20 protein-coding genes and 6 pseudogenes are annotated in these 26,320 nt (G+C 68.9%); 18 read left to right on the plus strand and 8 right to left on the minus strand.

The window, feature by feature from the left end; translation table 11 throughout:
• Positions 1-102 precede the first annotated feature (102 nt).
• Positions 103-567, plus strand: a complete 465-nt coding sequence (locus ACFU8W_RS23780; protein WP_384040555.1) for a GNAT family N-acetyltransferase — start codon at positions 103-105, stop codon at positions 565-567.
• A gap of 41 nt (positions 568-608) precedes the next feature.
• On the opposite strand, the pseudogene ACFU8W_RS23785 reads toward ACFU8W_RS23780, so the two are convergent.
• Positions 609-803: pseudogene (locus tag ACFU8W_RS23785) on the minus strand (DUF4158 domain-containing protein); the annotation flags it as partial.
• Positions 804-987: 184 nt separating this feature from the next.
• Positions 988-2,202, minus strand: coding sequence for an MFS transporter (locus tag ACFU8W_RS23790; RefSeq protein ID WP_384040558.1), 1,215 nt, complete (start codon positions 2,200-2,202; stop codon positions 988-990).
• Positions 2,203-2,274: 72 nt separating this feature from the next.
• On the opposite strand from ACFU8W_RS23790, the gene ACFU8W_RS23795 reads away from it, so the two are divergent.
• From ACFU8W_RS23795 to ACFU8W_RS23805, 3 genes and pseudogenes are all read left to right on the plus strand, one after another.
• Positions 2,275-3,117 carry a LysR family transcriptional regulator gene (locus ACFU8W_RS23795; RefSeq protein WP_331743359.1) on the plus strand — a complete coding sequence of 281 codons (843 nt, stop codon included), beginning with the start codon at positions 2,275-2,277 and terminating at the stop codon, positions 3,115-3,117.
• Between the two features lie 87 nt (positions 3,118-3,204).
• Positions 3,205-3,354 (plus strand): annotated as a pseudogene (locus ACFU8W_RS23800) (IS5/IS1182 family transposase); the annotation flags it as partial.
• Positions 3,355-3,515: 161 nt separating this feature from the next.
• Positions 3,516-3,983, plus strand: a complete 468-nt coding sequence (locus ACFU8W_RS23805) for a hypothetical protein (protein WP_384040561.1) — start codon at positions 3,516-3,518, stop codon at positions 3,981-3,983.
• Positions 3,984-4,179: 196 nt separating this feature from the next.
• Here the strand turns inward: ACFU8W_RS23805 and ACFU8W_RS23810 are convergent, their stop codons facing one another.
• Positions 4,180-4,560, minus strand: coding sequence for a VOC family protein (locus tag ACFU8W_RS23810; protein WP_384040564.1), 381 nt, complete (start codon positions 4,558-4,560; stop codon positions 4,180-4,182).
• A gap of 91 nt (positions 4,561-4,651) precedes the next feature.
• Between ACFU8W_RS23810 and ACFU8W_RS23815 the strand changes: the two genes are divergently transcribed.
• Complete coding sequence (locus ACFU8W_RS23815; RefSeq protein WP_384040567.1) at positions 4,652-5,119, plus strand: SRPBCC family protein; 468 nt, start codon at positions 4,652-4,654, stop codon at positions 5,117-5,119.
• A 136-nt stretch (positions 5,120-5,255) separates the two neighbouring features.
• Here ACFU8W_RS23815 and ACFU8W_RS23820 read toward each other — a convergent pair.
• Positions 5,256-5,717 (minus strand): annotated as a pseudogene (locus ACFU8W_RS23820) (transposase); the annotation flags it as partial.
• 1 nt (position 5,718) lies between these two features.
• Between ACFU8W_RS23820 and ACFU8W_RS23825 the strand changes: the two are divergent.
• Positions 5,719-6,249, plus strand: coding sequence for an SMI1/KNR4 family protein (locus ACFU8W_RS23825; RefSeq protein WP_384040570.1), 531 nt, complete (start codon positions 5,719-5,721; stop codon positions 6,247-6,249).
• A gap of 453 nt (positions 6,250-6,702) precedes the next feature.
• On the opposite strand, the gene ACFU8W_RS23830 is transcribed toward ACFU8W_RS23825, so the two are convergent.
• Positions 6,703-7,938, minus strand: coding sequence for an IS701 family transposase (locus tag ACFU8W_RS23830; protein ID WP_384040572.1), 1,236 nt, complete (start codon positions 7,936-7,938; stop codon positions 6,703-6,705).
• 165 nt (positions 7,939-8,103) lie between these two features.
• Between ACFU8W_RS23830 and ACFU8W_RS23835 the strand changes: the two genes are divergently transcribed.
• Together ACFU8W_RS23835 and ACFU8W_RS23840 are read left to right on the plus strand one after the other, a co-directional pair.
• The gene (locus tag ACFU8W_RS23835; protein WP_384040575.1) at positions 8,104-8,508 is read left to right on the plus strand and encodes a type II toxin-antitoxin system PemK/MazF family toxin; all 405 of its coding nucleotides are present in this window, start codon (positions 8,104-8,106) and stop codon (positions 8,506-8,508) included.
• 216 nt (positions 8,509-8,724) lie between these two features.
• A pseudogene (locus tag ACFU8W_RS23840) lies at positions 8,725-9,321 on the plus strand (transposase); the annotation flags it as partial.
• A gap of 116 nt (positions 9,322-9,437) precedes the next feature.
• Here ACFU8W_RS23840 and ACFU8W_RS23845 read toward each other — a convergent pair.
• From ACFU8W_RS23845 to ACFU8W_RS23855, 3 genes and pseudogenes are all read right to left on the minus strand, one after another.
• Positions 9,438-10,103, minus strand: a complete 666-nt coding sequence (locus ACFU8W_RS23845; protein WP_384040771.1) for a hypothetical protein — start codon at positions 10,101-10,103, stop codon at positions 9,438-9,440.
• Between the two features lie 6 nt (positions 10,104-10,109).
• On the minus strand, positions 10,110-10,484 hold the full coding sequence (locus ACFU8W_RS23850; protein WP_384040578.1) for a transposase: 375 nt from the start codon (positions 10,482-10,484) through the stop codon (positions 10,110-10,112).
• 167 nt (positions 10,485-10,651) lie between these two features.
• Positions 10,652-10,798 (minus strand): annotated as a pseudogene (locus ACFU8W_RS23855) (transposase family protein); the annotation flags it as partial.
• Positions 10,799-10,953: 155 nt separating this feature from the next.
• Between ACFU8W_RS23855 and ACFU8W_RS23860 the strand changes: the two are divergent.
• The 10 genes and pseudogenes from ACFU8W_RS23860 to ACFU8W_RS23905 all read left to right on the plus strand — a co-directional run.
• Positions 10,954-11,415, plus strand: a pseudogene (locus ACFU8W_RS23860) (transposase); the annotation flags it as partial.
• 266 nt (positions 11,416-11,681) lie between these two features.
• Positions 11,682-13,160, plus strand: a complete 1,479-nt coding sequence (locus ACFU8W_RS23865; RefSeq protein ID WP_384040756.1) for a sugar transferase — start codon at positions 11,682-11,684, stop codon at positions 13,158-13,160.
• 73 nt (positions 13,161-13,233) lie between these two features.
• The gene (locus ACFU8W_RS23870; protein ID WP_384040581.1) at positions 13,234-14,550 is read left to right on the plus strand and encodes a nucleotide sugar dehydrogenase; all 1,317 of its coding nucleotides are present in this window, start codon (positions 13,234-13,236) and stop codon (positions 14,548-14,550) included.
• Positions 14,501-15,805 (plus strand): glycosyltransferase family 4 protein, encoded by a 1,305-nt coding sequence (locus tag ACFU8W_RS23875; RefSeq protein WP_384040584.1) that lies wholly within the window; start codon positions 14,501-14,503, stop codon positions 15,803-15,805. Before ACFU8W_RS23870 ends, ACFU8W_RS23875 begins: the two co-directional genes overlap by 50 nt.
• Entirely contained in the window at positions 15,802-17,169 is a 1,368-nt protein-coding gene (locus ACFU8W_RS23880; protein WP_384040587.1) for a Wzz/FepE/Etk N-terminal domain-containing protein, read from the plus strand. The genes ACFU8W_RS23875 and ACFU8W_RS23880 overlap by 4 nt, the downstream gene beginning before the upstream one ends.
• A complete protein-coding gene (locus tag ACFU8W_RS23885; RefSeq protein WP_384040590.1) occupies positions 17,166-18,686 on the plus strand; it encodes a Wzz/FepE/Etk N-terminal domain-containing protein in 1,521 nt (506 codons plus the stop codon). The genes ACFU8W_RS23880 and ACFU8W_RS23885 overlap by 4 nt, the downstream gene beginning before the upstream one ends.
• Before the next feature lie 3 nt (positions 18,687-18,689).
• Positions 18,690-20,618 (plus strand): asparagine synthase (glutamine-hydrolyzing), encoded by a 1,929-nt coding sequence (asnB, locus tag ACFU8W_RS23890; RefSeq protein ID WP_384040593.1) that lies wholly within the window; start codon positions 18,690-18,692, stop codon positions 20,616-20,618.
• 25 nt (positions 20,619-20,643) lie between these two features.
• Entirely contained in the window at positions 20,644-22,830 is a 2,187-nt protein-coding gene (locus tag ACFU8W_RS23895; protein WP_384040596.1) for a bi-domain-containing oxidoreductase, read from the plus strand.
• Positions 22,827-24,785, plus strand: a complete 1,959-nt coding sequence (locus ACFU8W_RS23900) for an alginate lyase family protein (RefSeq protein WP_384040599.1) — start codon at positions 22,827-22,829, stop codon at positions 24,783-24,785. The genes ACFU8W_RS23895 and ACFU8W_RS23900 overlap by 4 nt, the downstream gene beginning before the upstream one ends.
• A 13-nt stretch (positions 24,786-24,798) precedes the next feature.
• The gene (locus ACFU8W_RS23905; RefSeq protein WP_384040602.1) at positions 24,799-26,319 is read left to right on the plus strand and encodes a right-handed parallel beta-helix repeat-containing protein; all 1,521 of its coding nucleotides are present in this window, start codon (positions 24,799-24,801) and stop codon (positions 26,317-26,319) included.
• Position 26,320: the final 1 nt, after the last annotated feature.

A 26,320-nucleotide genomic window follows, 5' to 3' on the forward strand; every position in this document is an offset into this window, starting at 1 on the left:
CCTGTCCGGCGTTGTTGATGTCAGGGTTCGGCACGACGGCTATCAGTGCTGTCTCCCAATATTCGTGAGAAATCGGTAGGGGCCCGGGGGTAACCTCCCGCGGTGACCTCACCTGACCAGTCCCTCGTGGCTCCGGATTTCGCCGTACCGCACCCGCCTGCCACCGACCGCTTCCGCCTGGAGCCCCTCGGCCCTCAGCACAATGCGGCCGATCACGCCGCCTGGACCTCCAGCATTGCCCACATTCGAGCAAACCCCGACTTCGCCGACCGCTCCTGGCCGCCTCCGGGGGGCATGTCCCTGGAGGCCAACCTCGACGACCTGCGCCGGCACGCGGAGGACTTCGACCGGCGCGTCGGCTTCACCTACACCGTCCTGTCGGTCCCTGGGGGTGACGTCATCGGCTGTGTCTACATATACGGCTCACGGCAGGACCCTGGTGTCACTGACGTCCGCTCCTGGGTCCGGGCGGACCATGCTTCCCTCGATACCGAGCTCTACCGCGTCGTCAGCTACTGGCTGGCCCGCGAGTGGCCCTTCGAGCATGTGGCGTACGCGCCTCGCTGAGCCAGGCGATCCGTGCCACCACGTCCGGAAGGGAGCAAGCAGAAGGCCCGCGTGTAGCGCACGGTGCACATCTGGAGAGCGAACCCGAGCCGGCTGTGGTTTCCGCGCCGCTTCGCGATCAGCTTGCGGACCTCGTCGTCCAAGAAGAAGAACCGCTCCAGCTCAGGCCGGGTCGGCTCCTCGTTGAACTTGCCATACGAAGCCGCTTGTTCGTCGGTCAGGAACTCCACTGGCATGAGCACGAAGCTATCGGCGTCCGATGCTGATCACGGATCTTCCGCCGAACCTCGCCGCTGCGCCTATCGCCTGTGTTAGAGGTTGTCCCGTATGGGGTTGGGGTTATCCCCTGAGGGCCATGTTGTGGAGGCGTGCAACGCCGAGCATGGCCTGACAAGGCTCAGCCACTGGACGGCAGGCAGGTCATCGCGCGTCCGAGGCCCCGATGAAGCTGGGATCGCTGCGCACCGACCGCGTTCGGATGAGTGAGCGCCGGGACAGCAGCCATCCCATCAGCGCGGCGGCGAGGCCGGCCAGGCCGGCCGCCGCGAAGCCGCCTGCCGGCCCGGACGTGTCGATCGCCCCGCCGACGATCGGGACGCCGAGGGCGAAGCCCGCGCCCAGCGCCGAGGACTGCAAGCCTGTCGCCTCACCGCGCACGCTCGCGGGTGCGAGCCGGCTCACGGCGTCGGACAACGCGGAAAGAGTCGGTGCGGCAAGCAGCCCCGCGCCGCAGCCTGCCACACACAACCAGCGCCAGTCGTGGGCCAGTCCGGCGGGAATGGTTACCAGCCCGAGCAGGCCGAGCAGCAGCCAGGTGGGCAGCGGTCGCGGGAGCGCGCCGTACAGAAGCCCGCCGGCGATGGAGGCCGCGCCGTACACGGCCACCACGACGGCGGCCCAGGAGACCTGGCCGGCTTCCTTGAGAGTGGCCACGATGGCCAGGTCGGTACCGTTGAGCACGATCGTGGCGCCGAACGCCATCACCAGCACCGCGATCATTCTCGGGCCCAGCCACTCCCGGCGCCGGGGGCGGTTGGCTGGGGCGGCCGGCGCCTCGTCCTCGGCCCGCAGCGGGGGGTTGAGCAGGGCGATCCCCGCTCCGCCCGCCACGATCGCAGCGCCGACGCCCCAGGCCACCACGCCGGAGGGCAGTTGTGCCGCGCAGAGGATCACGATCGGCGGGCCCACCATGTAGGACAGCTCGCCCTGTACCGCTTCCAGCGCGAAGGCGGCCCGGCGCTGTCCCGCCTTCGTCATCGCGGCGATCGCCTGCCTGGTCACCATCGGGGCCGGCACCATCAGCAGACCTGCTACGAAGGCGGCGGCCAGCAGGGTCGTGTACGGCAGTACCGCGACGCTCAGCCAACACGCGACCTGAACCACGACGGTGATCAGCAGGACGATACGCGCGCCCCGCCGGTCGATCATGCGGCCCAGCAGCGGACCGCCCAGCGCCAGACCGGTGGTCATGGCTGCCGCGGCTCCTCCCGCTGCCGCGTAGCTCATGTCCAGGCCCAGAACGACGTACATCGTCAGCGCCATCCCGGAGGCCGTGATCGCGGTGCGGGCGAGCAGCGAGACGCCCAGCAGCGATGCCATCCCGGGCACGGCGAGCACCTGTCGGTATCGAGTCACCCACGTGACGCTAGGTCCTCCATCTGGCCATAGGAAGTAGCCAGTTGATTGGAGCCGATATAATGAAGTCTTATGGCCAGGGATCTGGAGATCGTGCTGCTGCGGTCGTTCGTCACTGCTGTGCGGGCGGGCAGCATCAGCCGCGCCGCAAGCGCGCTGGGACAGAGCCAGCCCGCGCTCAGCCAGCAGTTGCGCAAGCTTGAGAACACCGTCGGTAGCCCCCTGCTCCTCCGGTCCACGACCGGCGTCTCGCCGACCCGCGCGGGTGACGAACTCCTGCCATACGCGGAGCGCATCCTCTCGCTCTCCGCGCAGGCACTCACCGAAGCCGGCCGCGCACTGACCGGCCACTGCGGCGTCGGGTTGCTCGAAGACCTCGCCGCGTCCCAGCTTCCGCAGGCCCTCGCCGACCTCGCCCGGCTGCATCCAGGCGCGACGCTTGAGGTGCTCAGCCTCTCCGGCGACGCGAGGCGCGAGGCGTACGACGCGGGACGCGTCCAACTCGTGCTCGACGAGGCGGCGGACGTTCCCGGCCGGCCACGCTGGACGGTGCGCCGACCGCTGGTCTGGGCGGTCGGCCAAGGTGTGGACTTGGCTGCCGATCCGCTACCCGTGGTGCTGTTCTCGGGCCCGTGCACATGGCGTGCGTCGGTGCTGGAAGGGCTGGAAGGTGCCGACCGCCGCTGGCGGGTGGCGTTCGAGAGCAACAGTCTCGTCGGTGTGCTCGCCGCGGTGCGGGCCGGGCTCGGCGTTACGGCGGTGCTGCCCGGGAATCTCGAACCGGCCATGGCGTGCCACGACGCGGACGCCCTGCCCAGCCTGCCGGACATCGAACTCGGCCTGGCCAGGCACCCGCGGACCGAAGGCGATCCGCTGGTCGATGCCGTGGAGACCGCGCTACGACGCATGGTCTGAGCGGCGCCGCTCTCTGCCCGTCGAGTGCCGCTCGAATCTGACCGAACCACTCGGTGTCCAACCGCCGCCCGTCGGCGTTGTCCGGTCATGGATGGGGTGATGTCAGCAGGTGATCCGAAGTGGCTCGAGTCGCTCGTCAGGTTGAGCCCGGTGCAGTTCGACCGTCTCGTCGCGTTGGTGCGGCGGCGGGGTGGTGACATCCAGCGAGGCCGGCCGTGGCGATCGCCGCTGGAGGACTGGCCGATAACGGGACTCAATTCGTGTCAGGACCCCTGAGAGCCCGGCGGACTCGTTGCAACTGGTGCGGGCAGGTGCTCGCTTCAAGCGAGGACACCTCGTCGAACGCACCGAGCGGGCAGTGGCATAGCCTCAGACCCGATCGGGCTGGAGTCCTCACCATGAACAACGTTCCGCTGCGCTTGGAGCGCACCACCGAGCACGATGTCCACGACGACCTGCTTCTGCGATTGGGTGTCTACCAACACACGTGCGATTCCTACTACTTCGCCATCGATGAGTCCGCACTGGCAGGCCAAGACATCGCGGATGGCCTCCGGCGACTCCTCGATCAGTGGGGCGACCACCTGCGGCGGCTGCGGCCCACCGGCGGCACCGTCTTCCTGCCCTTCGACTTCTCGGACCAGTGCACAGCCTGGTTGCGTGTCTCCTCGCCGGATGGAATCCACGCCACCATTCAGGTGGGCTGGAGCAGCATCGAGGGGTGGAGTATCTACCCTTCGGACTTCGCCGCGAGAGCAGCGAGCGTCGATGACTTCGAGCCCGTCGTCAATGCCTCCGTGGAATGCGGTCTTGTCGATCTCATCACGACAGTCGCGGGGAACCGGGACTCACTTTCATCCACGTGAATTCGCTGATCCACAAATCGTGACGATTGCTCCCGCCCATTCACGCTGCGACGGTGCCAGGCTGAGTGCCGTACGGGCCATGAGCGCTGGCACCACGGTCATCAGCACCTGCAGCTGACGGCAGGCCAGGGCAGCCTTCACAAGGTGAGTCGAGACGAAGGGGAAGCAGCGCGCTGGCCATGCCGAGCTCCAGCAGTCAGCGTCTGACCAGGCAGAAGGGATGCCCAGCCGGATCGGTGAGGACCCGCGCCTTGGCCTCATTATGAGGTTGGTGATCCGGCTTGCCCGCGCCCAGCTCCAGTAGTTGGGTCTCGGCCTCGTCCAGGTCGTCCTCGATCTCAATGTTGAAGCAGATGTGAAGCTGCTGGGGAACGGTTTGGTCGGGCCAGCTCGGAGCCCGGTAGTCGTCGACCCGCTGAAAGCCGATGAAAAGTCCGTCCTCGCGGTTGAGCCCGGCGAAGTCGGCGTTCGACTTCGGGTGCAGTTCGAGGCCGGTGGCCTGCTGATAGAACGCCGCCAGAGCCAGCGGATCAGGACAATCGAGTGTTATCGCACCCAATTTCATCTGCAGAGGCATGGCATCTCCGGGCCGATCGGTAGATCTTCTCGCTGCACACCCTAGAGGTGCTCAAGGAGGATGTGCCTGGCGGAACCCCTAGACTCGGGCCATGAGTAGGACCGACCGCGCCAGCCGGGTTATCGCGGCGCCACCGGCGACTGTCTACGGCGCTCTCCTCGACAGGGAGTCCCTCGAGGCATGGCTGCCGCCGGAAGGCATGCGCGGGCGGGTCGAGCGATGGGATCCCCGGCTTGGTGGCGGATTCCGGATGGTCCTCACCTACCTCGACCCCGTCGATAGCCCCGGCAAGACTTCAGATGCGACGGATGTCGTCGACGTCGGGTTTGCAGAGCTGGTGCCGCCGGAGCGCGTGGTACAGAGGGCGGTGTTCGAGGCCGACGACCCCTCGTACGCGGGCACCATGACGATGACCTGGTACCTCGCTGCCGTCGGTGACGGAACCGAGGTGACCGTCATCGCCACGGAAGTGCCACCTGGCATCGAGCAAGCCGTCCACGAGGCCGGGATCGCCTCCTCGCTGGCGAATCTGGCGTCGTACGTCGAAGCGGTCGACTGACTCAGGTGGGGCTGCGACCCGGGCCCGGCCAGGTCGCCGCGAGAGCTGTCGAACACTCACACCCGTCATCGCGAGCATCCTGTCAGAGGGCGGGGGCGCCGAGTAATTACCAAGATCGGTGGATCTGGGAGGTTATTCAGGCGGCGTGAGCCTCGGGTCGCTCGACGAGCTGGCCGCGTTCGAAGCGGGCTCCGGCGCGGACGAGGGCGACGAGGTGGGGCGCGTTCACGGCCCGCCACCGCTGCTGGGCGGACTCTACGAGCTTGAAGACCATGGCCAGGGCGGCGGTGCGGGAGCCGGCGCCGCGGGTGACCTTGGTCCGCAGCCGGACGGTGGAGAAGGTCGACTCGATGGGGTTCGTGGTCCGTAGGTGGATCCAGTGCTCGGCCGAAAAGTCATAGAACGCCAGCAGCTGGTCCTGGTCATCGGTGACCTTCTTGACGGCCTTGGGGAACTTTGCGCCGTAGAGCTTGGCAAACGTCTTGACCGCCGCCTCGGCGTGGTCGCGGTCCTCAGCGTTGTAGATGTCCTGGATGGCCTTCTTCGCGCCGGGCTGCGCGGACTTCGGCATGGAGTCGAGGACGTTGACCGTTTTGTGCATGACCGACTACTTGCCCGTCGTTTTGGCGATGCTCGGCCCGGCCCAGAACCGCTTTGCGGACCCTGCTGCTTGGGACCGTCTCCACGCGGATCTCGGCATACAACTGCCGCCCGACTACCGGGTCCTGGTTGACGCCTACGCCCCGATCCAGCTCAATGGCCACCTGTACCTCCATCATCCGGCGACCGAGCGGTGGAACCTGGGCCAGGAGATCCGAGGAAGCATCCAAGCATGGTCCGAGGTGCCGTGGGACGAGCTCGATCTCGACGCGGACGAAGACCCGCGCCAGCTCTTCGGACTCGACGAGTTGAGCTTCGGCACCCGCAACGGGTTGTGGCCGATCGCGAGCACCGACAGAGGAGAGACCATCTTCCTCATCGCTGCCACCAGTGTCCCCGGGCTCCTGGTGAGCTACGACGAAACCTGGGCAGAGCACCGCATGACCTTCGCCGAATGGCTCTACCGCTATCTCATCGGTGAAGACATGACCGGTCCCAACAGCGCAGCCTTCTATCCAGGCCCTGTGTAAATGCGATACCTGCCGATGCCTGTCGACGAACACCCCGAGCCTTGGTACGGGCCAGACCGCGGCATGTGAGAAGCCAACCGCGCTGGCAGGAGTAGCGGCCCAGACGAGATGACCTAATAGAAGTCGTCTCACTTGGTGCAGACCTCATATGCCGCGCTCTGGGCCGTACGTCTCGCGGGTACGTTCTCCCGGTCGCGTGGGCAGGTACTCCAGCAGGACGGGTCCGGGGTAAGAGGCCGCGCTGTCCCAGCCGGCCATGTTCTCGCCAATCAGATACTGGTAAAGCCACTCGGCGAAGCTCATAGGGTGGCCGGCCGGCTCTCAGTCCAGACTTCCGACGTCGACCGGATCTCCTCCCCCAGCTCTCGCCATGCGCAAGCCGGATCAGATGAGAGGTAAAGGTGGCCGTTGAGTTGGACCGGTGCGTAGTACACCAGCCGTAGATCGTGATCTTCATGCTTGAGCGGCTTGTCGCCGGTAGTGGCTGGTCTGGGATCGGGCCTGGTGGCGGCGTCGCCAGACGGACCAGCCAAGCCGGTGGACAGGGTCAAAGACGCGTTGGATGACGAGCGTGATGAACAGTCGTTGGATCTCGTTGCAGGTAAGCGGGATCAGCTCGTCGGGTGAGGGATGACGGTCGTGTTCGTTCGCGCGGACGACGGCGAGGAAGGCGTGCGCGAGCATGGCCAGGGTGACCCAGCGGGACCAGGACGGGTAGCGGCGGACCTGGTGCTCGTCCAAGGCCGCCAAGCCCTTGCCGGACCGGAAGAACTCCTCGACCCGCCATCTTGATCCAGCGACGCGCACCAGGGTGGCCAGCGGCACTGTGGTCGGCGAGTAGCAGCGGTAGTACGCGAGTTCGCCGGTGCTGCGGTTGCGGCGGATCAGCAACTGCCGGCTCCCGGGCCGGGGGCCGGTGAGGTCGATGACAGCCCAGTCGTAGAAGCGGTGGCCCTTGGCTCCGACGCCTGCGGACAGCTTCTGCCAGGCCCTCCTGGGTACCTTCCTGGCCAGTGTGTCCGCGCGGAACTTCTCGGCTCCTGTGGTGACTTCGTGTGAGCAGGCCACCGCGAGGACGTAGCCGGTGCCGCGTTCCTCCAGCGCGGTGCGCAGCCTCGGGTTGCCGCCATAGACTTCGTCTCCCGCGACCCATGCGGCCCGGTGGCCGGCGTCCAGGAATCGGGTGACCATGCGAGCGGCCAGCTCCGGCTTGGTCGCGAACTCCGTCTTGTCACCAAGGCCGACGGCCCGGCAGCGGTCGGGGTCGGAGGTCCAGGAACGCGGAACGTACAGTTCCCGGTCTACCGCGGCGTGCCCGCGGTGGCCTGCGTAGACCAGGTAGACAGCGACCTGGGCGTTCTCGATCCTGCCCGCGGTGCCGGTGTACTGGCGCTGGACACCGACAGTGTCGGTGCCCTTCTTCACGTCGCCGGTCTCGTCAACCACCAGCACCGCCTCGTCGTCGTGCAAATGCTCCACCACGTAGTCACCCACGTCGTCGCGGACCTGGTCGGCGTCCCACTTGGCCCGCCCGAGCAGGTGCTGCATGCCGTCCGGGGTCCTGTCCCCGGCCCACTCCGCGATGGTCCAGCAGTTCTTGCGCGGCAGATCCGACAGCAGGCCGAGTACCAACTTCCGGGCCCGGCGCCGCGATTCGACCCGCGTGAACCGTCCCGCTATCTGGCTCATCAGGCCCTCGAACTCCTCCTGCCAGCGGGCAGGTCTACGCTGTGACCTGCGGCCACCGCATGATCTTCAGTCTTCACACACCGATGATCAACGGTGGCCGCACCCGTCTCAACAGCGCGTCAGGGTCGCCCAGCGTCTGCCTGCCGTCCTGTGTCTGGAGGACTTGTGCAACGCGGCGAAGTCTGGTGGGTCCAGTTCGACGAGCGGAGATTGGTCGTCCTCCTGTCGGGAGACGACACGTCCGGGATCCGGGTGATGCAGGTCGTCGCTCCGGCGGGCGTCGACATCAGCGGTCTGGGCATCGAAGTGATGGTGGGCGCCGGTGAAGGACTGCCGTTCGAAGGCGTGCTGCGGCTCGCGTTCCCGCGCCCAGGCTTCACCCCGTGCACATGGCTGACCACTGTGTCCCGGGACGACCTGATAGAGCGGGCGGCCATCCTGTCCTCCGCGAAGCTCAGCGAGATTGACGACGCCCTCCGACTCGCTGAACAAGCGCAGGAGCGGACCCCAGCGACAACCGCGAAGCTCAGCGAGATAAGGGACGCCCTCCGTCTCGGTGAACTCGGGTAGACGAGAAGGAGCCGACGCCCGCGACGGCGTGGCGATATCGGCCAGATGATCAACGCTGGCCACCTGCCGCCTCAGCGCCCCTCACCATCGAGATCACGATCTACGGCTGGAGCAGTAGGCGTCGACGATCGCCCTGTAGTCCATGGGGAGCTCTCTGCCGAGCTCCTGCTCCAGGCGAAGCCAGGGACTGTAAAACGTTCGGTGTAACTCCCAATCATGGAAGATGCATCGATGACCAGCGACAACATGACCGAGGCCGAACCCGCCGAGCCGTCTGAGGCAGCGCCAGCGAAGTCTGTGGACGATTGGCTGATTGACGAACTGGTGGGCCGGGCTCAGGCCGAGGGCCTTCAGCTGACCGGCGAGGGCGGGCTGCTCCAGCAGCTGACCAAGCGGCTCCTGGAGTCCGCTCTCGAGGGTGAGATCACCGACGACCTCGGCTATGACAAGCACGATCCGCTGGGAAGAACGGCGGCAACTCACGGAACGGCACGCGCCAAGACCGTGCTTACCGACGTCGGCCCGGTCGAGATAGCCGTGCCCCGCGACCGGGAAGGAAGCTTCGAACCGAGGATCGTCAAGAAGCGGCAGAAGCGTCTGTCCGGCGTGGACGAGATGGTCATCTCGCTCGCGGCGAAGGGCCTGACGACCGGTGAGGTCCAGGCGCACCTTGCCGAGGTCTATGGAGCCGAGGTGTCCCGGCAGACCATCTCCACCTTCACCGACAAGGCCCTCGACGGCATGGCTGAATGGCAGAACCGGCCCCTCGGCGCCGTTTATCCCATGATCTTCATTGACGCTATTCACGTGAGATCCGGGTTCTGTCGACGATCTTATGATGCGAGTGCTCCGGACTCATCGTGCGAGCAAGACTCGTTTGCGAAGGAGATCGAGGCCGGCCCGACCGAACATCTGGCGCGTCAGCATCTTCAGCCGGTTGACGTTGCCCTCGACGGCACCGGAACTGTAGGGCAGGGACAGGCCGTTGCGGACGGCATCGAGGTCGGGTGGAGGTTGCGGGCGAAGGACGCGAGCGGGGCCAGGGTGTCCTGCTCGGCGCCGGCGATCCAGTCCTCGAGACGGTCGCCGTGGCGTGCGGTCATCATGACGGCGAACTTCCTGACGTGGAGAGTGAGCCGGTCCAGCTCGGGATCGCGCTCTCGCAGCCGGTGCAGGTTGTTTGCGTGCTCGTCCCGCAGGTGTTCGGGGTGGGTCATGATCCAGGAGGTGACCTCACGGACCGACGGAGGCTTGGGCCCCACGGCGGGCGCGTGTCCACGCCCGGTCCGATAGCGTCGCAGGTGACGCTGGACCGCCAACTCGCCTCCGGGGTAACCGAGGTCTTGGATTTCTCGGTAGAGCTGGGCGGCGTTTCTGCCCCCTTCGTTCCAGCGTCGGTGCAGGTAGTCGACGTACGGGTCAACGATGTGTGCCCGCTGCAGGCTCTTGGCGACGACGTCATCGGCGGATCGGGCGTTGACCAGCTTGCGGACGGTGGCCTGGTGCAGCCCGAGTTTCCGCCCGATCGCCGCCTTCGACATCCCCTGTTCCCACAGTGCGTGGGTGGCGGCGTGCTGTTCACGCAGCCGCGTCACGATCCTTCAGTTCCGCCGACCGCTGACCACCTCCGACTGCTCCGCCAGCGCGTCGCGTGTGCCGGCAGGTTCGGAAGGCAGTTCGGCCAGACGGGAGCGTTGGGTGTTCACGCTCTTCTCGACCGCCTGGCCGAGGTTGGCCCACAAGCGGTCACGGCAGATGAACTTCACCTCGGGATGGCTGCGGAGCCAGGCCGCCAGGTCCTCGCCATCGCGGCCTTCATAGAGTTGAAGCGGCCGGTGCGTGGCCATGTCGATCAGCAAGGTGCCGTAGTGGCGGCCCTTGCGAAAGGCGAAATCGTCGACGCCCAGCACCTCCACGTCGCCGACATGCGGTTCGGGCAGGGCCCTGACCAGGCGCAGGAGGGTGTCCTTGCCCACGTGATGCCGATCACTGTCGTCAGACGGGCTCCCGCCCGGCCCGCCAGGGCCAGGCCGACTTGCATCAACACCCCTCGCAGCAACGGGGTGTAACGGCTATGTGGAGTCGTCAGTCCCGTGATCTGCTCGGCGAACGTCACGGCCGGGCATGCGGCGTTCTCGCAGCGGAAGCGGCGTATGGATAACTCGATCACGACACCGAGATCACCCACCGCGACGTCACGCAATCTTCGGATGTACCGGCCATGCACCCGCGTCGAACTCTGGCCGCACCGGCAGGCCGCGGTCGTCGCCCGCACCCGCGTCCTGAGCATGACCTTGTCCGGCTGCCTCTCGACCTCCTCGATCAACAATGCGGACAGGTACGGGAACAGCTCCAAGAGCACATCACGAGAGCACGCGTTGCATGATCGCGAACGACTGACGCGCCCCGCTGAAGCGTCCGCATCACAAGATCGTCGACAGAACCAAGATCCGTGACGGGGCGGTAGCCAACAGGCCAATTCACGTGGCCCTGGCGGTCACTGTCGAGGGCCGGCGGGACATCCTGGGGCTGTGGGCCGGCGACGGCGGCGAGGGCGCCAAGCACTGGCTGCACATCCTCACCGAGATCAAGAACCGCGGCGTGACCGACGTCCTCATGCTCGTATGCGACGGACTCAAGGGACTTCCTGACGCGGTCGAGTCAGTGAACGCCAGGATCCGTCGGGCAGTCAAGGCCCGCGGACACTTCCCCAACGAGCAAGTCGCCTTGAAGCGCGCCTACATGACGATCATGTCCCTCGACCCCACCGGCAAGGGCCAGGCCCGCTGGACCATGCGCTGGAGGACCGCACTCAACGCCTTCGACATCACCTTCGACGGCCGCCACTCCGCAGCCCGTCAGCAAACCCAACCACCCTGGTTGAACCGCTCGCTTGACAGACCGTGACACGCCGCGCCCGGCGTGCCTACCTATTGGCGTTTCCGCAGCTCAGCCCAAATTTTCTAGCACTGGACCCGACCTGCAACTGCGGAACCCGGATCAGACGGGCACCGATGGTCTAGATTGACGTTTCTTCACATGCAGGACATCAGGCGACAACTGATGATTTATAGGTCCGGCGCTACGGGCAGCCAACAGCTGCGTCTCCGGCGCCAGAACATGTCGGTGAACAATTCTTGGAGCCCGAGAGGGGGCCGTGGGTGCGGAGTTCTGTGCGGCAGGGGCGATTGGTCGACCCTTTTCCGTCGGCGCGCGAGCGTCTGGAGAACGGGGCAATCAGCCAGCCCGCGAACGACTGGGAGCAGCGGTACCGCCGTACCGTGATCACCAGCGATACCGTGGCCACCGCCTTGGTGGTGGCGGCGATCGGCAACTTCTTCGGGGTCCGGGACGCGGCCAACTGGCACGAGAAGTGGGGAATTCTCGCATTCGGCACCGAGCTGCTGGTGCTGGGAGCGCTTGCGGTGAGCCGGTCGTGGGCTCCGGCCGTGCTCGGCCAGGGCGCCGAGGAATTCCGCCGGCTCGGACGGTCACTGTTGACGGCGACCGTCGTACTGGCGCTCGGCGGGATCGCTCTCACCTCGCGCAACATCAAGCTCTGGATCTTCGTCGCGATCCCCGCGATCGCGCTCATCACCATGACCGCGCGGTATCTGCTCCGCCTCTGGCTGCACAAGCAGCGGAAGGAAGGGCGGTGCCTGAGACCGGTGCTCGCTGCCGGGAGCCCGGCCACCGTGCGCGACCTGATCACCCGTACCCGCAAGTTCCCGCACCTGGGCTGGCGGGTGGATGCGGTGTGCACGACGGACGGTCTCGGGCTCGACAGTGACCAATTGGACGGAGTGCCGGTCGTCGGCCCACTGGCGGACGTAGCCGACCACGTTCACCGCGACGGCTACCGTGTCGTCGCGGTCACCCCGGACCCGCACTGGTCACCGGACCGGCTGCAGCGGCTGGCTTGGAACCTCGAAGGCAGCGATGCCGAGATGGTCGTGGCCCCCGTGCTGATGGAGGTGGCCGGCCCGCGGCTGCACGTCGACGCGGTGCTCGGGATCCCGCTGCTGCGGGTCAGCATGCCGACCTTCACCGGGGGCCGCCGAGCGATCAAAGGGGTCGTCGATCGGATGGGCGCGGCGATCCTGCTGATGCTGTTCGCGCCGCTGATGGTGCTCGTCGGGCTGATCGTGCTGGTGGACAGTCGGGGCGGGGCGTTCTACCGCCAGCGCAGGGTCGGCAAGGACGGCCGCGAGTTCACCATTCTCAAGTTCCGCACCATGGTCGCCGGGGCTCACGCGGCACGTGCCGAGCTCGCCGACCGCAACGAGGGCGCAGGCCTGCTGTTCAAGCTCCGCCGGGATCCGCGGGTGACCCGGGTGGGATCCGTGCTGCGCCGCTACTCGATCGACGAGCTCCCGCAGCTTTTCAACGTGCTCACCGGATCGATGTCGCTCGTCGGCCCGCGGCCTCCGGTACCGGAGGAGTCCGCTGCGTACGACCCGGACATCCGTCGGCGGCTGCTGGTCAAGCCCGGGCTCACCGGCCTGTGGCAGATCAGCGGACGCAGCGACCTGCCGTGGGAGGAGGCGGTCCGCCTCGACCTGCGGTACGTGGAGGACTGGTCGCTCGCCCTGGACACAGTGATCTTGTGGAAGACGCTGCGTGCGGTGCTCCATGGGCAAGGGGCCTACTGATGCGCGGGGGCCGTCGTCCGGCCGGCGCGCGAACCGCAGGCCACAAAGGCCTGCCTAGCAGGAGGGACGCGTCATGAGAGTCAGCATTTTCGGGCTCGGTTACGTGGGCTGCGTGTCGGCCGCGTGCCTGGCCAGCATGGGCCACGAGGTCATCGGGGTCGACGTGAACCAGGTGAAGGTCGACCTGGTCAACGACGGCAAGGCCCCGGTGGTCGAGGAGCGGATCGGCGAGCTCATCGCCGAGGTCGTACGGACCGGAGCATTACGCGCTACTGGCGACGTCCGCGAGGCGATCATGGGCAGTGAGGTGTCGCTGGTCTGCGTGGGCACGCCGTCGGAGCCCAACGGCAGCCTGTGCACCACGTATCTGGAGCGGGTCACCGAGCAGATCGGCGCCGCGCTGGCCGAGCGGGGTGGGCGGCAGACTGTCGTGTTCCGCAGCACCATGCTCCCGGGCACCTGCCTGAACCTGCTGGTACCGATCCTGGAGAAGTACGCCGGCGGCACGGCCGGGGTGGACCTGGGGGTCGCGGTCAACCCGGAATTCCTGCGCGAGGGCACGAGCGTGCGGGACTTCTTCGACCCGCCCAAGACCGTCATCGGCGAGCTCGACTCGGCAAGCGGCGACGCGGTGATGGCGCTGTACGACGGGTTGCCCGGTGAGGTGTTCCGGGTGCCGGTCCCGACGGCCGAGGCGATCAAGTATGCGGACAACGCGTTCCACGGCCTCAAGATCGGCTTCGCGAACGAGCTGGGCGCTGTGTGCCAGGCGTTCGGGGTGGACTCGCACCAGGTGATGGACGTGTTCCTGGCCGACCGCAAGCTGAACGTCAGCCCCGCCTACCTGCGGCCCGGCTTCGCCTTCGGTGGCTCCTGCCTGCCCAAGGACCTGCGCAGCCTGGTCTACGCGGCGCAGCGGGCCGACATCTCGGTACCCATCCTTTCCCACGTGCTGCCCTCCAACTCCGAACACTTGCAGCGCGCGGTGGAGCTGGTCGAGCGCACCGGCAAGCGCCGGGTGGGTCTGTTCGGGCTGTCTTTCAAACCCGGTACCGACGACCTGCGCGAGAGCCCGCTCGTCGAGCTGGCGGAGAGGCTCTTCGGCAAGGGTTACGACCTGCGGATCTACGACGCCAACGTGAGCCTCTCCCGGCTGATCGGCGCGAACCGCGAATACATCGAGACCCGGCTGCCGCACCTCGCGCAGCTGCTCGCAAACTCCGTCGACGAGGTGCTCGAGCACGCCGAGGTGTGCCTGGTCGGGACCAGAGATCCGGCCGTGCTGGCGGCGCTGCCCCATGGCGACGGCCCGGTGATTGTCGACCTCATCCGCCTTCCCGATGCCGAGACGCGTCGGGCCGAACCGGGGTACATGGGCCTTGCTTGGTAACACGACCAGCGGCGACCGGCCAGACCGGCGCGCGCTGATCCTGGTGGAGAACCTGTCGGTGCCGTTCGACCGGCGGGTGTGGCAGGAGTGCACGACGCTGCGCGACGCGGGCTGGAAGGTGCACGTCATCTGTCCCCGGGGGGAGAAGCGGGACACGGAGCCGGAGGCGGAGATCGACGGGGTGCGGATCCACCGCTACCCGTTGCGCGCGGCCACCGGAGGACCGGCCGGCTACCTGCGGGAGTACGGATCGGCGTTGTGGCACACGGTCCGGCTGGCCCGCAAGGTCGGCCCGGTCGACGTGGTCCACGCCTGCAACCCGCCCGACCTGCTGTTCCTGCCGGCACTGTGGCTGAAGCGGCGCGGCGCGCGGTTCGTTTTCGACCAGCACGACCTGGTACCCGAGCTGTACCTCTCCCGGTTCGACCGCGGCAAAGACCTGCTCTACCGCGCCGTGTGCGCGCTGGAACGGCGGACCTACCGGGCCGCGGACGTCGTGCTCGCCACGAACGAGAGCTACCGGGACGTCGCGATGCGCCGTGGCGGTCGGCGGCCGGAGGACGTCTTCGTGGTGCGCAGCGCGCCCCAGATCGACCGGTTCCAACCGGTGCCGCCCGAGCCGGAGTTGAAGCACGGCAAGCCTCATCTGCTGTGCTACCTCGGCGTCATGGGCCCTCAGGACGGCGTCGACTACGCCTTGCGGGCTCTTGCGAAGCTGCGCGACGAGCTCGGGCGGACCGACTGGCATGCGGTGTTCGTCGGCTCCGGCGACGCCTTCGACGCGATGGTGGAGCTGTCCCGGCGGCTCGGGCTCTCCGAGCAGGTGCAGTTCACCGGGCGCATTCCGGACGCCGATCTGGTGCGCTACCTGTCCACTGCGGACGTGTGCCTTTCCCCCGACCCGCGCAATCCGCTCAACGACGTGTCGACCATGAACAAGGTCCTGGAGTACATGGCGATGGGCCGACCGATCGTCTCGTTCGACCTCCGGGAGGCGCGCGTCTCCGCCGGTGACGCCGCCGTCTACGCGCCCGCCAACGACGAGGCCGCATTCGCCAAGCTCATCGCGCTGCTCCTGGACGATCCGGAGGAGCGGGCCCTGATGGGCAAGATCGGTCAGGAGCGGATCAGCGGGCCGCTTTCCTGGCGGAACTCGCAAGCGTCGCTGCTCGCCGCCTACGCCGCCGCCTGCCATGACCGCACTCCGGTGTCGGCGGGCGACCCGGCCCGCACAGGGAAGAGGCCGCGCCGTTGAGCGAGGACACGATCCGCCTGGTCACGATCGGGCGGATTCTCCGTCGGCGGTGGCGGCTTCTCGCCATCCTCACCCTCGTGGGCGCGCTCGTCGGCTACGGCGCCTCTTTGCTGATCCCGCCGAGATACACGACGTCGGCATCGGTACTGCTGCCGGGGCAGTGGGAGGAGCGCCAGCTGCTGACTCAGGTGGACATCGCGACCAGTTCGGCGGTGGTCGACCGCGCGGCCGCCACACTCGGCTGGACCGGCGTCAGCGGCGGCGAGCTGCGGGATCGAGTGAGCGCCAAGGCCGCCGACGGGAACATCATCAAGATCTCGGGTACGGCCGACACCCCGGAGCGCGCGCAGCGACTCTCCGACCAAGTGGCCCAGGAATTCATCAGATTCGCCGCGCGGATCGCAGGCGGGAGCACCGACCCCGGAGCGGCGACGGGGCCCGAGGCGCTGCGGAAGCAGGTGGTGGAGACCGACCGCCGCATCACCGACCTGGCCAATACGGCCGATCCGGGGCAGACCGTGGAGAGCGTGCAGACCCGCACCGAGCTCGAGAAGCTGCGCACCGCGCTGCAGGACGCCATGAAGAAGCTGAACGAGGCCGACCCGGCCACCAACAAGGCCGGCATGGTCGTCATGGGGCCGGCGGCCCGGCCGACGGGCGAGGCACCGCCGACGAGGATGCAGCTCATCGTCGCCGGGGCGCTGCTGTTCTTCCTGCTCGCAGTCATCGGCCATCTCGCCGCCGCACGGACGAATCGGCGACTGCGCACCGAACCGGAGATCGCCGCGGCGCTGGGCTCGGCGCTCCTCGGCACCGTCGACGTACCTGGTGAACGGCCCGCGCACCGGCCAAAAGGCCGTGGCTCGCGGGCCTGGATCCGCCCGCTCCTTGGCGTCGACACGCGGTGGGACGTACCGACCCCGCGGATGTCCGGCGACGAGGCCGACAGGCGGATCCGCTACCGGCGCCTGTGCGCTCGCCTCCGGGACCAACTACCGGCCCCCCGACGGCTGCTGGTTGTCGTACCGGACGGCGACGACATCGCCCGCCAGGCCGCCGGGCAGCTCGTCGCCGAGGCCAAGAGCGATCCGCTGCTGCGGGTGGTGGAGGTCTCGGTGGACCGGCCGGTGGTGCCGGACCGCGACACCGAGTCCGGTGCCCTGGTCGTCCTCAGCGCGGGCAGCTGGACCGCGGAGGAGCTCGTCGGCATCGCCGAGGCATGTGCGGACAGCAGGCATGAGGTCGTCGGCATCGTCGTCGCCGACACGGTCCGGGCCCGTCCCACGCGGACTGCCGGCCGTTCTCCGGATGAGGCCACTCCGGCGCTCGCGGTTCGCGGCCACGCGACGGGAGGTTCAGTGTGACGACGCGCAAGACATCGGAGTCGTCGGCCGCCGCTCCGCTCCTCGACCTGCAGGCGCTGGTGGTGGCAGTGCGCAGGCGCCGCCGCCTCTGGTGCTCCCTGGCGCTGCTTGGACTGCTGATCGGCGCGACGGTGGCGGTCCTGCTGCCGCCGCCGCCGAGCGCGGTGACCAAGGTGCTGGTCGCGCATCAGGAGGACCAGCCGAACGACACCGGAACGCTGATTCGCACCGACGTCGAGCTGCTGGGGACCACGCGGATCGCCGACCAGGCCCTGCGGTCCCTCAAGTCCCCGGAAAAACCGGAAGACTTCATGCGGGACTACCGGGGTACCGGCTTGACCAACAACCTGCTGCAGATCGATGTGACAGGTGACACCGACGCAAAAGCAGTGGCCCGGGCCAAGGCACTGGCCGATGCGTTCGTCGCGGACCATGTGAAGCGGATGCGGGAGACCGCGGACGCCGAGGCCAAGGCCCTGCTCGACCAGCGTGATCGCATGCAGGACGAGCTCGCCGAGGTCAACAAGGCGATCGGCGGCCGATCGCCTGGGAGCGACCCGAAAGCGTCGGCGAGCATCGAGTCGCTCTTCGCCCGCCGGGCCGAGCTCACTTCGCGGATCGCCGATTTCGGCCAGCGCGCCGAGGAGGCGCGCATCGGCACGCCCCAGCCCATCGTCGGCACGCAGATCGTGGACGCCCCGCGCGCGGTGCGGCACTCCCTGCCCAGGGCCGCGGTCACCAACGCCGTGATGGGGCTCGTCCTCGGACTCGTCCTCGGACTCGCGCTGGCCGCGGTCGGCGCTGTCGTGGCGGACCGCCCCGTGCTGCGCCGGGAGATCGCGGCGAACCTCGGCGCCTCGATCATCGCGGAGCTGCCCCACCGGCCGGCCAGGCTGTGGCAGCGCCGACGGACCCGGGCGGCACGCGAACGGCTCACCGCGACGCTGGCCCGCACCGTACGCGGCTCCGCGGAACCGCTGTCGCTGCTGGAACTGGGCTGTGCGCGCAACACGAGCGTGATCGCCCTGAACCTCGCCGGGGCGCTGGCGGCGGAGGGCCCAGTGGCCATCGTCGATGGTCTGCCCCGGCCGCAGCTCGCAGGCCGCCGCCCGAAGCCAGGAGACCCGACCGTGGTCAGCGGCGAGCGTGCCGCGGACGTGCCGCATCAGGAGCGTCGACTCGGCGTCGGCTCGGTTTCGCCCGGCACGGCGTGGACCGACCTCCAGTACCTCGGCACCCAGACCGTGCTCGTCGTGCGTGCCGGGCACGGCAGTGCCGCATGGCTGCGCACCGTGGCGCGGCAGCTCGCGGACCAGCGCATTCCGGTGATCGGTGTGGTGCTGATCGACCCCGATCCGCGTGACCGGACCGACGGCACGTTGTGGAACGGGCTGCACACCGCGCTGCGCGGCCGGAACGAGCGGCCGGCCCCGCAGAGCGGGACGGGCCGGCGACGGAGGGAGCGGCTGCCGATGTGGGCTGCACGGGTCCCGGACAGCAACCAGGAGGCACGGTAGGACATGTGTGGCATCGCAGGAACTTACCGATGGCCGGACGGGAAGGTCGTGACCGACCGGCTCACCGATACCCTCGCCCACCGCGGTCCGGACGGGGCGGGCCGCTACAGCCACCCCCTCGGTGACGGCGAAGTGCACCTCGGGCACCGCCGGCTGGCCATCATCGACCTGTCCGAGACCGGCGCCCAGCCGATGGTCTCGGGCGGCCTCGCCCTGACGTACAACGGCGAGCTGTACAACGCGCCCGAGCTGCGTGCCGAACTGGCAGCCGCCGGGGTGCGCTTCCGCGGTACCTCCGACACCGAGGTGGTGCTGGAGGCCTGGCGGCGCTGGGGCACGGACTGCCTGCCCCGGCTGCGCGGCATGTTCGCGTTCGGGATCTTCGACGAGCGAACCGGTGAACTGGTGCTCGCCCGCGACCAGCTCGGCATCAAGCCGCTGTTCCTGCTCCGGCGCGGTGCGGGCCTGGTGTTCGCCTCCGAGCTCAAGGCGCTCGCCGCCGCGACCGGCGGGTCGCTGGAGGTGGACCATGCGGCGCTGGTGGCCTCGCTGCTGTACTACTGGGTGCCGGACTCACGGTGCGCGTTCCGCGAAGCGGAGAAGGTGCCGCCGGGGAGCTGGCTGCGGTGCCGGCCCGACGGCCGAGTGGAGCGCGGCCGGTTCTGGAACCTCCGGGACGTCGCCGCCGAGGGCCGGGAGCGGGCCCGGGCCGGCGAGCGGCCGGATGTCGCTGCCGTCGTCGAGGAGTCGACTCGGCGTCACCTGCTCTCCGACGTACCCGTGGCGACCTTCCTCTCCGGCGGCCTCGACTCCAGCTACCTGACCGCGCTGGCGGCCCGCGACCGACCCGGGATCTCCGCTTACACGATCGGGTTCCGCGCCGAGGACGCCAGGTTCGAGGCGATGCCGGACGACCTGCGCTATGCCCGGCGGGTGGCCGAGCGGTTCGGCGTCGACCTGCATGAGATCGAGATCGCTCCGAATGTGCTCGACCTGCTGCCGCAGATGACGTACCACCTGGACGAGCCGATCGGCGACCCCGCCGCGATCAACACGTTCCTGATCTGCTCGGCCGCCCGGGAGGCCGGGGTCAAGGTGATGCTCTCGGGGATGGGCGCCGACGAGCTGTTCGCCGGGTACCGCAAGCACCTGGCCAACCTGCTCGCGCTGCGCTACCAGCGCGTCCCGCGACCCCTGCGGCGCGGCCTGTACAGGGCCGTGGATCGGCTGCCGGTCGCCACGTCCCGCCGGGGGTACCGGTCGGTGCGCTTCGCGAAGCGGTTCCTCTCCTTCGCCGATCTGCCGGAGGAGACCGCGTTCCGGCGCAGCTACACCATGTACGACCAGGACGAGCTGCTCGCCTTGGTCAATCCGGACTTGGCCGGGACGGTCGAGGACGTGCTGACCGAGCATGCGGACATCTACGAGGACAACAACCTCGACGACTTCGTCAACCGCATGTGCCTGGGCGACGCCCGGATGTTCCTGCCGGGCCTGAACCTCACGTACACCGACCGGTCGAGCATGGCCGCGTCGACCGAGGTGCGAGTGCCGTACGTGGACGTCGAGGTGGTCAAGGCGGCGTTCGCCGTGCCCGGCGATCGCAAGATCGTCGGACGGCAGGGCAAGGCCGTCCTCAAGGAGGCGGCCACCTCGATCCTGCCCCGGGAGATCGTCTACCGGCCCAAGGGCCTGTTCAGCGCCCCGCTGCGCGCCTGGATGAGCCGGGATCTGGCACCGCTGGTGCGCGAGGTGGTCAACGACGGCGTGCTCGTCCGTTCCGGGTTCCTGCGCCGCGACGCACTGGCGCGCCTCGTCGCCGAGGACGCCGCCGGGCAGCGGGACTTCTCCAAACATCTGTGGCATGTCATGACCCTCGAGTACTGGTATCGCAGCGCGACCTCTGGCTCCGGCCAGAGCCAGGCAGCTTGACGGCGTAGAAACAAGAGGAGCTCGGGTGAAGCAGGTTGTGCAGAACTACAAGAGCGGCGAGCTGGCGGTGCTCGACGTGCCGGTGCCGGGGTGCAAGCCGGGCGGTGTGCTGGTCCGCAGCGCCTACTCGCTGATCTCCACCGGGACCGAGCTCATGAAGGTGTCCGAGGCCGGCATGTCGATGCTGGGCAAGGCCCGCTCCCGTCCGGACCAGGTGGCCAAGGTCATGCAGAGCGTGGCCACCAACGGGGTGCCCGCCACCTACCGCAAGGTGATGGGCAAGCTGGACTCCTACACGCCGCTGGGCTACTCGCTGTGCGGGGTGGTCGAGCAGGTCGGCGCCGGGATCGACGATGTGGCGGTCGGCGACCTCGTGGCCTGCGCCGGCAATGAGCACGCGTTGCATGCCGAGCTGAACTGGGTGCCGAAGAACCTCTACGCCCGCGTGCCGGACGGCCTCGCCCGGCGGCACGCGGCCTTCGGCACCGTCGGGTCGATCGCGTTGCAGGGCGTCCGCCGCGGCGAATCACAGCTCGGCGACGTGGCGCTGGTCATCGGCCTCGGGCTGATCGGGCAGCTGGTGGTGCAGCTCCTTGCCGCCTCGGGAGTCCGCGTCGTCGGGGTCGACCCCGACCCGGTGCGCTGCGAGCTCGCCGAGCGCCTGGGCGCTGCGGCCTGCGGCGATCCCGCGTCCGCGGCCGTGGAAGCCGCCGTCGCCGAGCTCACCGGCAGTCACGGCGTGGACCAGGTGTACCTGGCCGCCGGCGGCGGCAGCAGCAACCAGCCTGTCGAGCTGGCCGCCCGGCTCTGCCGGGACCGCGGCCGGGTCGTCGACATCGGCAAGTGCCGGCTGGACCTGCCGTGGAACGCGTACTACGAGAAGGAGCTCGACGTCCGGTTCTCCCGCAGTTACGGCCCCGGGCGCTACGACCCGGAGTACGAGCTCGAGGGGCGGGACTACCCGATCGGCTACGTGCGCTGGACCGAGCGTCGCAACCTGGCGTGCTTCCTCGATCTCGTCGCCCGCGGCCGCGTCGACGTGGAGCCCTTGGTCTCCCACATTGCCGACTTCGATGACGCGGTCGACACGTACCAGCGCCTGAAGGACGGCGACCTGAAGGCCGTGGCTGTGCTGTTCCGGTACCCCGAACACGCGGGGGAAGCGGTGGTCCCGGAGGTGGCAGTGCCCGCGGTGAAGAGACGCACCGGCGGAGTGTCCACCCCGGCCCGGGCCGCCAAGACGCCGGTACGGCTGGCGTTCGTCGGCGCGGGAAACTACGCGACGTCGATGCTGCTGCCGCACCTGGCACAGCGCGACGGCGTCGAGTTGTCGACAGTCGTCACCACGACGGCGCTGTCCGCGGCCAACGCGCAGCGGAAGTTCGGCTTCGCCGAGGCGACCACCGATCTCGACGCCGTGCTCGGAGACAAGTCCATCGACGCGGTGTTCGTGGTCACCCGGCACAGCTCGCACGCCGAACTGACCCGAAGGGCGCTGCTGGCCGGCAAGACGGTGTTCGTGGAGAAGCCCCTGGCCCTCACTGAGGACGAGCTGGCCGGCGTGCTCGCAGCGGTGGAGGAGTCCGGCAACGACCGGCTGCAGGTGGGCTTCAACCGCCGGTTCGCGCCGCTGCTGAATGAGGCCAGGAAGCGGTTCGGCGCCCGGACCGGTCCGGCGAGCCTCCGCTACCTGGTCAACGCGGGCCGGCTGCAGCACGGCAGCTGGTACCTCCAACAAGGCAACGAGGGCTCGCGGTTCGCCGGCGAGGGCGGGCACTTCATCGACACGGCGAGCTGGCTGCTCGCGGCCGACCCGGTCTCGGTGTACGCGGTCGCCACGTCCGGCAACGAGGATCTGCAGGTCGTGCTGCGCTACCCGGACGGGTCCACTGCCACCATCAGCTACGTCACCACCGGCGCGTCCAGCTTCCCCAAGGAGACGCTGGACCTTGTCGCGGACGGCAAGGTGCTGCGGCTCGACGACTTCGTCCGTGCCTCGGTGTACGGCCGCAAGCGGTGGGTCAGTTCGCGGCTGTCCAAGGCCCGGGACAAGGGCCAGTCCGCCGAACTGGCCGCGTTCATCAAGGCCGTGCGGACCGGCGGGCCGATGCCGGTGCCGCTGGAGTCGCTGGTCGCCACCACGGCGGCCACCCTCGCTGTGCCGCCCGGGCTGGCCGGCGGTGCGCCGGTGACGTTGGCGAGGGCGCGATGACCATGAGCGCGGGCTGGTACCTGCGGCGGCTGTCCCGGATGGGACCGCGGGAGGTCGGCGGCCGGGTGGGCGACGCCGTACGCAGGCGGCGATGGCGGTCGGCGCGGCCAAACTGCCCGAGCGTGACCGGCGCCCGGTTCACCGCGGTACTGCCCGCCGGGACGATCGCCGCACTGCCTCCGGACGCCACGAAACGCCTCATCGCCGAGGCGGACCGGCTGATGTACGGGTACGTCGAGTATTTCGGGGTGGTCCGCGACGACCTGGCCGACCCGGACTGGTGGTGCGACCCGAAGACCGGGCGCCGGGCTCCGTGGGGCTACGCCTTCGACGTGCCGTACCGGAACGAGGACGCGGTCGGGGACATCAAGCAGATCTGGGAGCTGTCCCGGCATCAGTACCTCACCGTGCTCGCCGCCGCCTACGCGATCACCGGGAACGAGCGGTACGCCGAGCGAGTGGCCGAGCACCTGCGGTCGTGGTGGGCGGCCAGCCCACCGCTGCGCGGCGTGCACTGGATCAGCGGCATCGAGTTGGGCATCCGGCTGCTGTCCTGGGTGTGGGTCCGCCGGCTGCTCGACGGCTGGCCGGGCGTGGCCGCGCTGTTCGAGGACAACCCGGTGGCGCTGAACCAGATCTGGCACCACCAGCGCTGGCTGGCCGCCTTCCCCAGCCGGGGGTCTTCGGCGAACAACCACGTCATCGCCGAGGCCGCCGGGCAGTTCGCCGCGGCCTGCGCGTTCGGCTGGTTCCCCTCCTCGGCACGTTGGCGGGCCGGCGCGCTGCGGTCGCTGGAGCGGCACCTGCGCAGCAACACCTTCGCCTCCGGCCTCAACCGCGAGCTGGCCACCGAATATCACGGACTCGTGCTGGAACTCGGCCTGGCCGCGGTGGCCGAGGCGGATGCCGCAGGCGTGCCGGTCCCCGCGTCCATCCGGCTGGTGCTGCTGCGGATGACCGACGCGCTCGCGGCCATCGTGGACAGCCGGCTACGGCCGCCGCGCCAGGGGGACGCGGACGACGGTCACGGTCTGGTCCTGGACGGCGCGGGCACCGACCGCTGGGCCTCGCTGCTGGCCACCGGGGACGCCGTGTTCGGCCGGCTCGCCTGGTGGCCGGCAGTGACCGGCACCGATGTGCGCACCCCGCTGCTGGCCGCGCTCATCCGGCCGTACTCGAACAAGGGAACCGCACCGACCGTGACCCGCCCGGCAAGCCGACCGGCCCACTTCGCCGATGCAGGCATGACCATCCTGCGCGGTCCGGAAGAGATCTGGTGCCGCTGCGACGGTGGTCCGCACGGCTTCCTGTCCATCGCCGCGCATGCCCACGCGGACGCGCTGTCCGTGGAGGTCCGGCACGACGGGGTCGACGTGCTCGCCGACCCGGGGACGTTCTGCTACCACGGGCAACCCGAGTGGCGGCAGCACTTCCGCTCGACCCTCGGCCACAACACCCTGCAGCTGGACGGCGGTGACCAGTCCGTCTCCGGCGGCCCGTTCCTGTGGACCCGGCATGCCCGCAGCCGCGTCCTGGCCGCGGACACATCCGACAAGGGGGCGGCCCGCTGGTGCGCCGAGCACGACGGCTACCAGGGCTCCGTGCACCGCCGCCGGGTGGAGCTGACGGCCACGAGCCAGGAGCTGAGGGTGGTCGACGACGTGCGCGGCCCACGCCGGGACGTGCAGCTGGCGTTCCACCTCGGCCCGGCGATCGCCGCGGACCTGGTGGGGAACCGGGCAGTGCTCACCTGGACCCGGGACGGCGAGGACCGCTCCGCGGTGCTCGACCTGCCCGCGCAGCTGCGCTGGCGGGGGCATCGTGGCGAGACCGACCCGCCGCTGGGCTGGTACTCCGCCGGATTCGGGCGCAAGGAACCCACCACCACGCTGGTCGGCACCGGCTTCGCCGACGGCACGCAGGGCTTCACCACCGTACTCAGGTTCAAAGGCTAGGGAGGAAGGACGCTTGGGGATCAAGAGGCGGCACTGGGCGTTGGCGGCGGCACCGCTGGCGCTGGCCCTGCTGGCGGCGACCGGCTGTGAGAGCACGTCGGGCGACAAAGCGGAGCCGAAGGCCGCACCATCCACGTCCGCGGCCCGGGTGTGTGCCGAACCCGCGGCCGGGCCGGAGAAGGCGCCGGCGGGCGCGGTGACGGTCGACCCCGCGGTGGTCGGTGACCTGGCAGCGAAGACCAAGAGCAGCCCCCCGAACACCACGTTCTGGCTCCGACCGGGCAAGCACAGGCTCGACCTGGACCGCTACGCCCAGGTCATCCCCAAGGAGGGGGACCGCTACCTCGGTGCGCCGGGCGCGGTGCTCGACGGCCAGAAGAAGAACCAGTACGCGTTCGGCGGCAGTGCCCGCAACGTCACCATCCGCTACCTGACCGTGCAGAGTTTCGTCGCGCCGCTCGACGAGGGCGTGGTCAACCATGACTCGGCCGACGGGTGGGTGATCGAGCACGCGACGGTCCAGTACAACTCCGGCGCCGGGCTGATGGCCGGTGCCCGCCAGCAGGTCCGCGCCAGCTGCCTGCGCGACAACGGCCAGTACGGCATGAACGCGTACAAGGCCGGCGGCCCCCTCCGCGACCTGGTGGTCGAGGACAACGAGATCGTGGGCAACAACACCGGCGACTGGGAGCGGCGGCGGGAGGGCTGCGGCTGCACCGGAGGCATCAAGTTCTGGGCCGTCAACGGCGCCGACGTACGCGGCAACTGGGTGCACGACAACCGCGGAACGGGGTTGTGGGCGGACACCAACAACAACGACTTCCGCATCGAGAACAACGTGCTCGAGGCCAACGACGGTGCCGCGCTGATCTACGAGACCAGCTACAACGCGGTCATCCGGAACAACACGATCCGGCGGAACAACTGGGTCGAGGGCCGCAGAGGAGCCAAAAACGGCGACACCTTCCCGTTCGCGACCCTCTACCTGTCCGAGTCCGGCGGCGAACCGCGGATCAAAGCCCGCACCGACAAGATCGAAATCTACCGGAACGTGCTGGAGAACAACTGGTCCGGGATCACCCTGTGGGAAAACGCCGACCGGTTCTGCAACAGCCCGGCCAACACCTCGTCCGGTGACTGCACCCTGCTGGTGCCGGACACCGACCGCTGCAAGCAGCCGGCGATCGCCAAGGCACCGCTCTACGCCGACTGCCGGTGGAAGACCCAGCGGGTGGACATCCACGGCAACCGCTTCGTCCTCGACAAGTCCGTCGTCAAGTGCACGGAGAAGTGCGACCGCATGGCGGTGCTGGCCAACTACGGCACCTATCCGGACTGGTCGCCGTACAAGGGTGAGGGAGTGGCTGAGGCGATCACCCACAAGCAGCACAACCGCTGGCACGACAACGTCTACCGCGGACCATGGAAGTTCGTCGCCCACGACCCGAGCCGGATCCTCGGCTTCGGGCAGTGGCAGGGCACGCCGTACCAGCAGGATGCGGGCAGCACCCTCGACCCACAGGCCGGTGGTTGAG

This window comes from Streptomyces sp. NPDC057565, assembly GCF_042801455.1.
In the GTDB taxonomy this organism is placed as follows: domain Bacteria; phylum Actinomycetota; class Actinomycetes; order Streptomycetales; family Streptomycetaceae; genus Streptomyces; species Streptomyces yanii.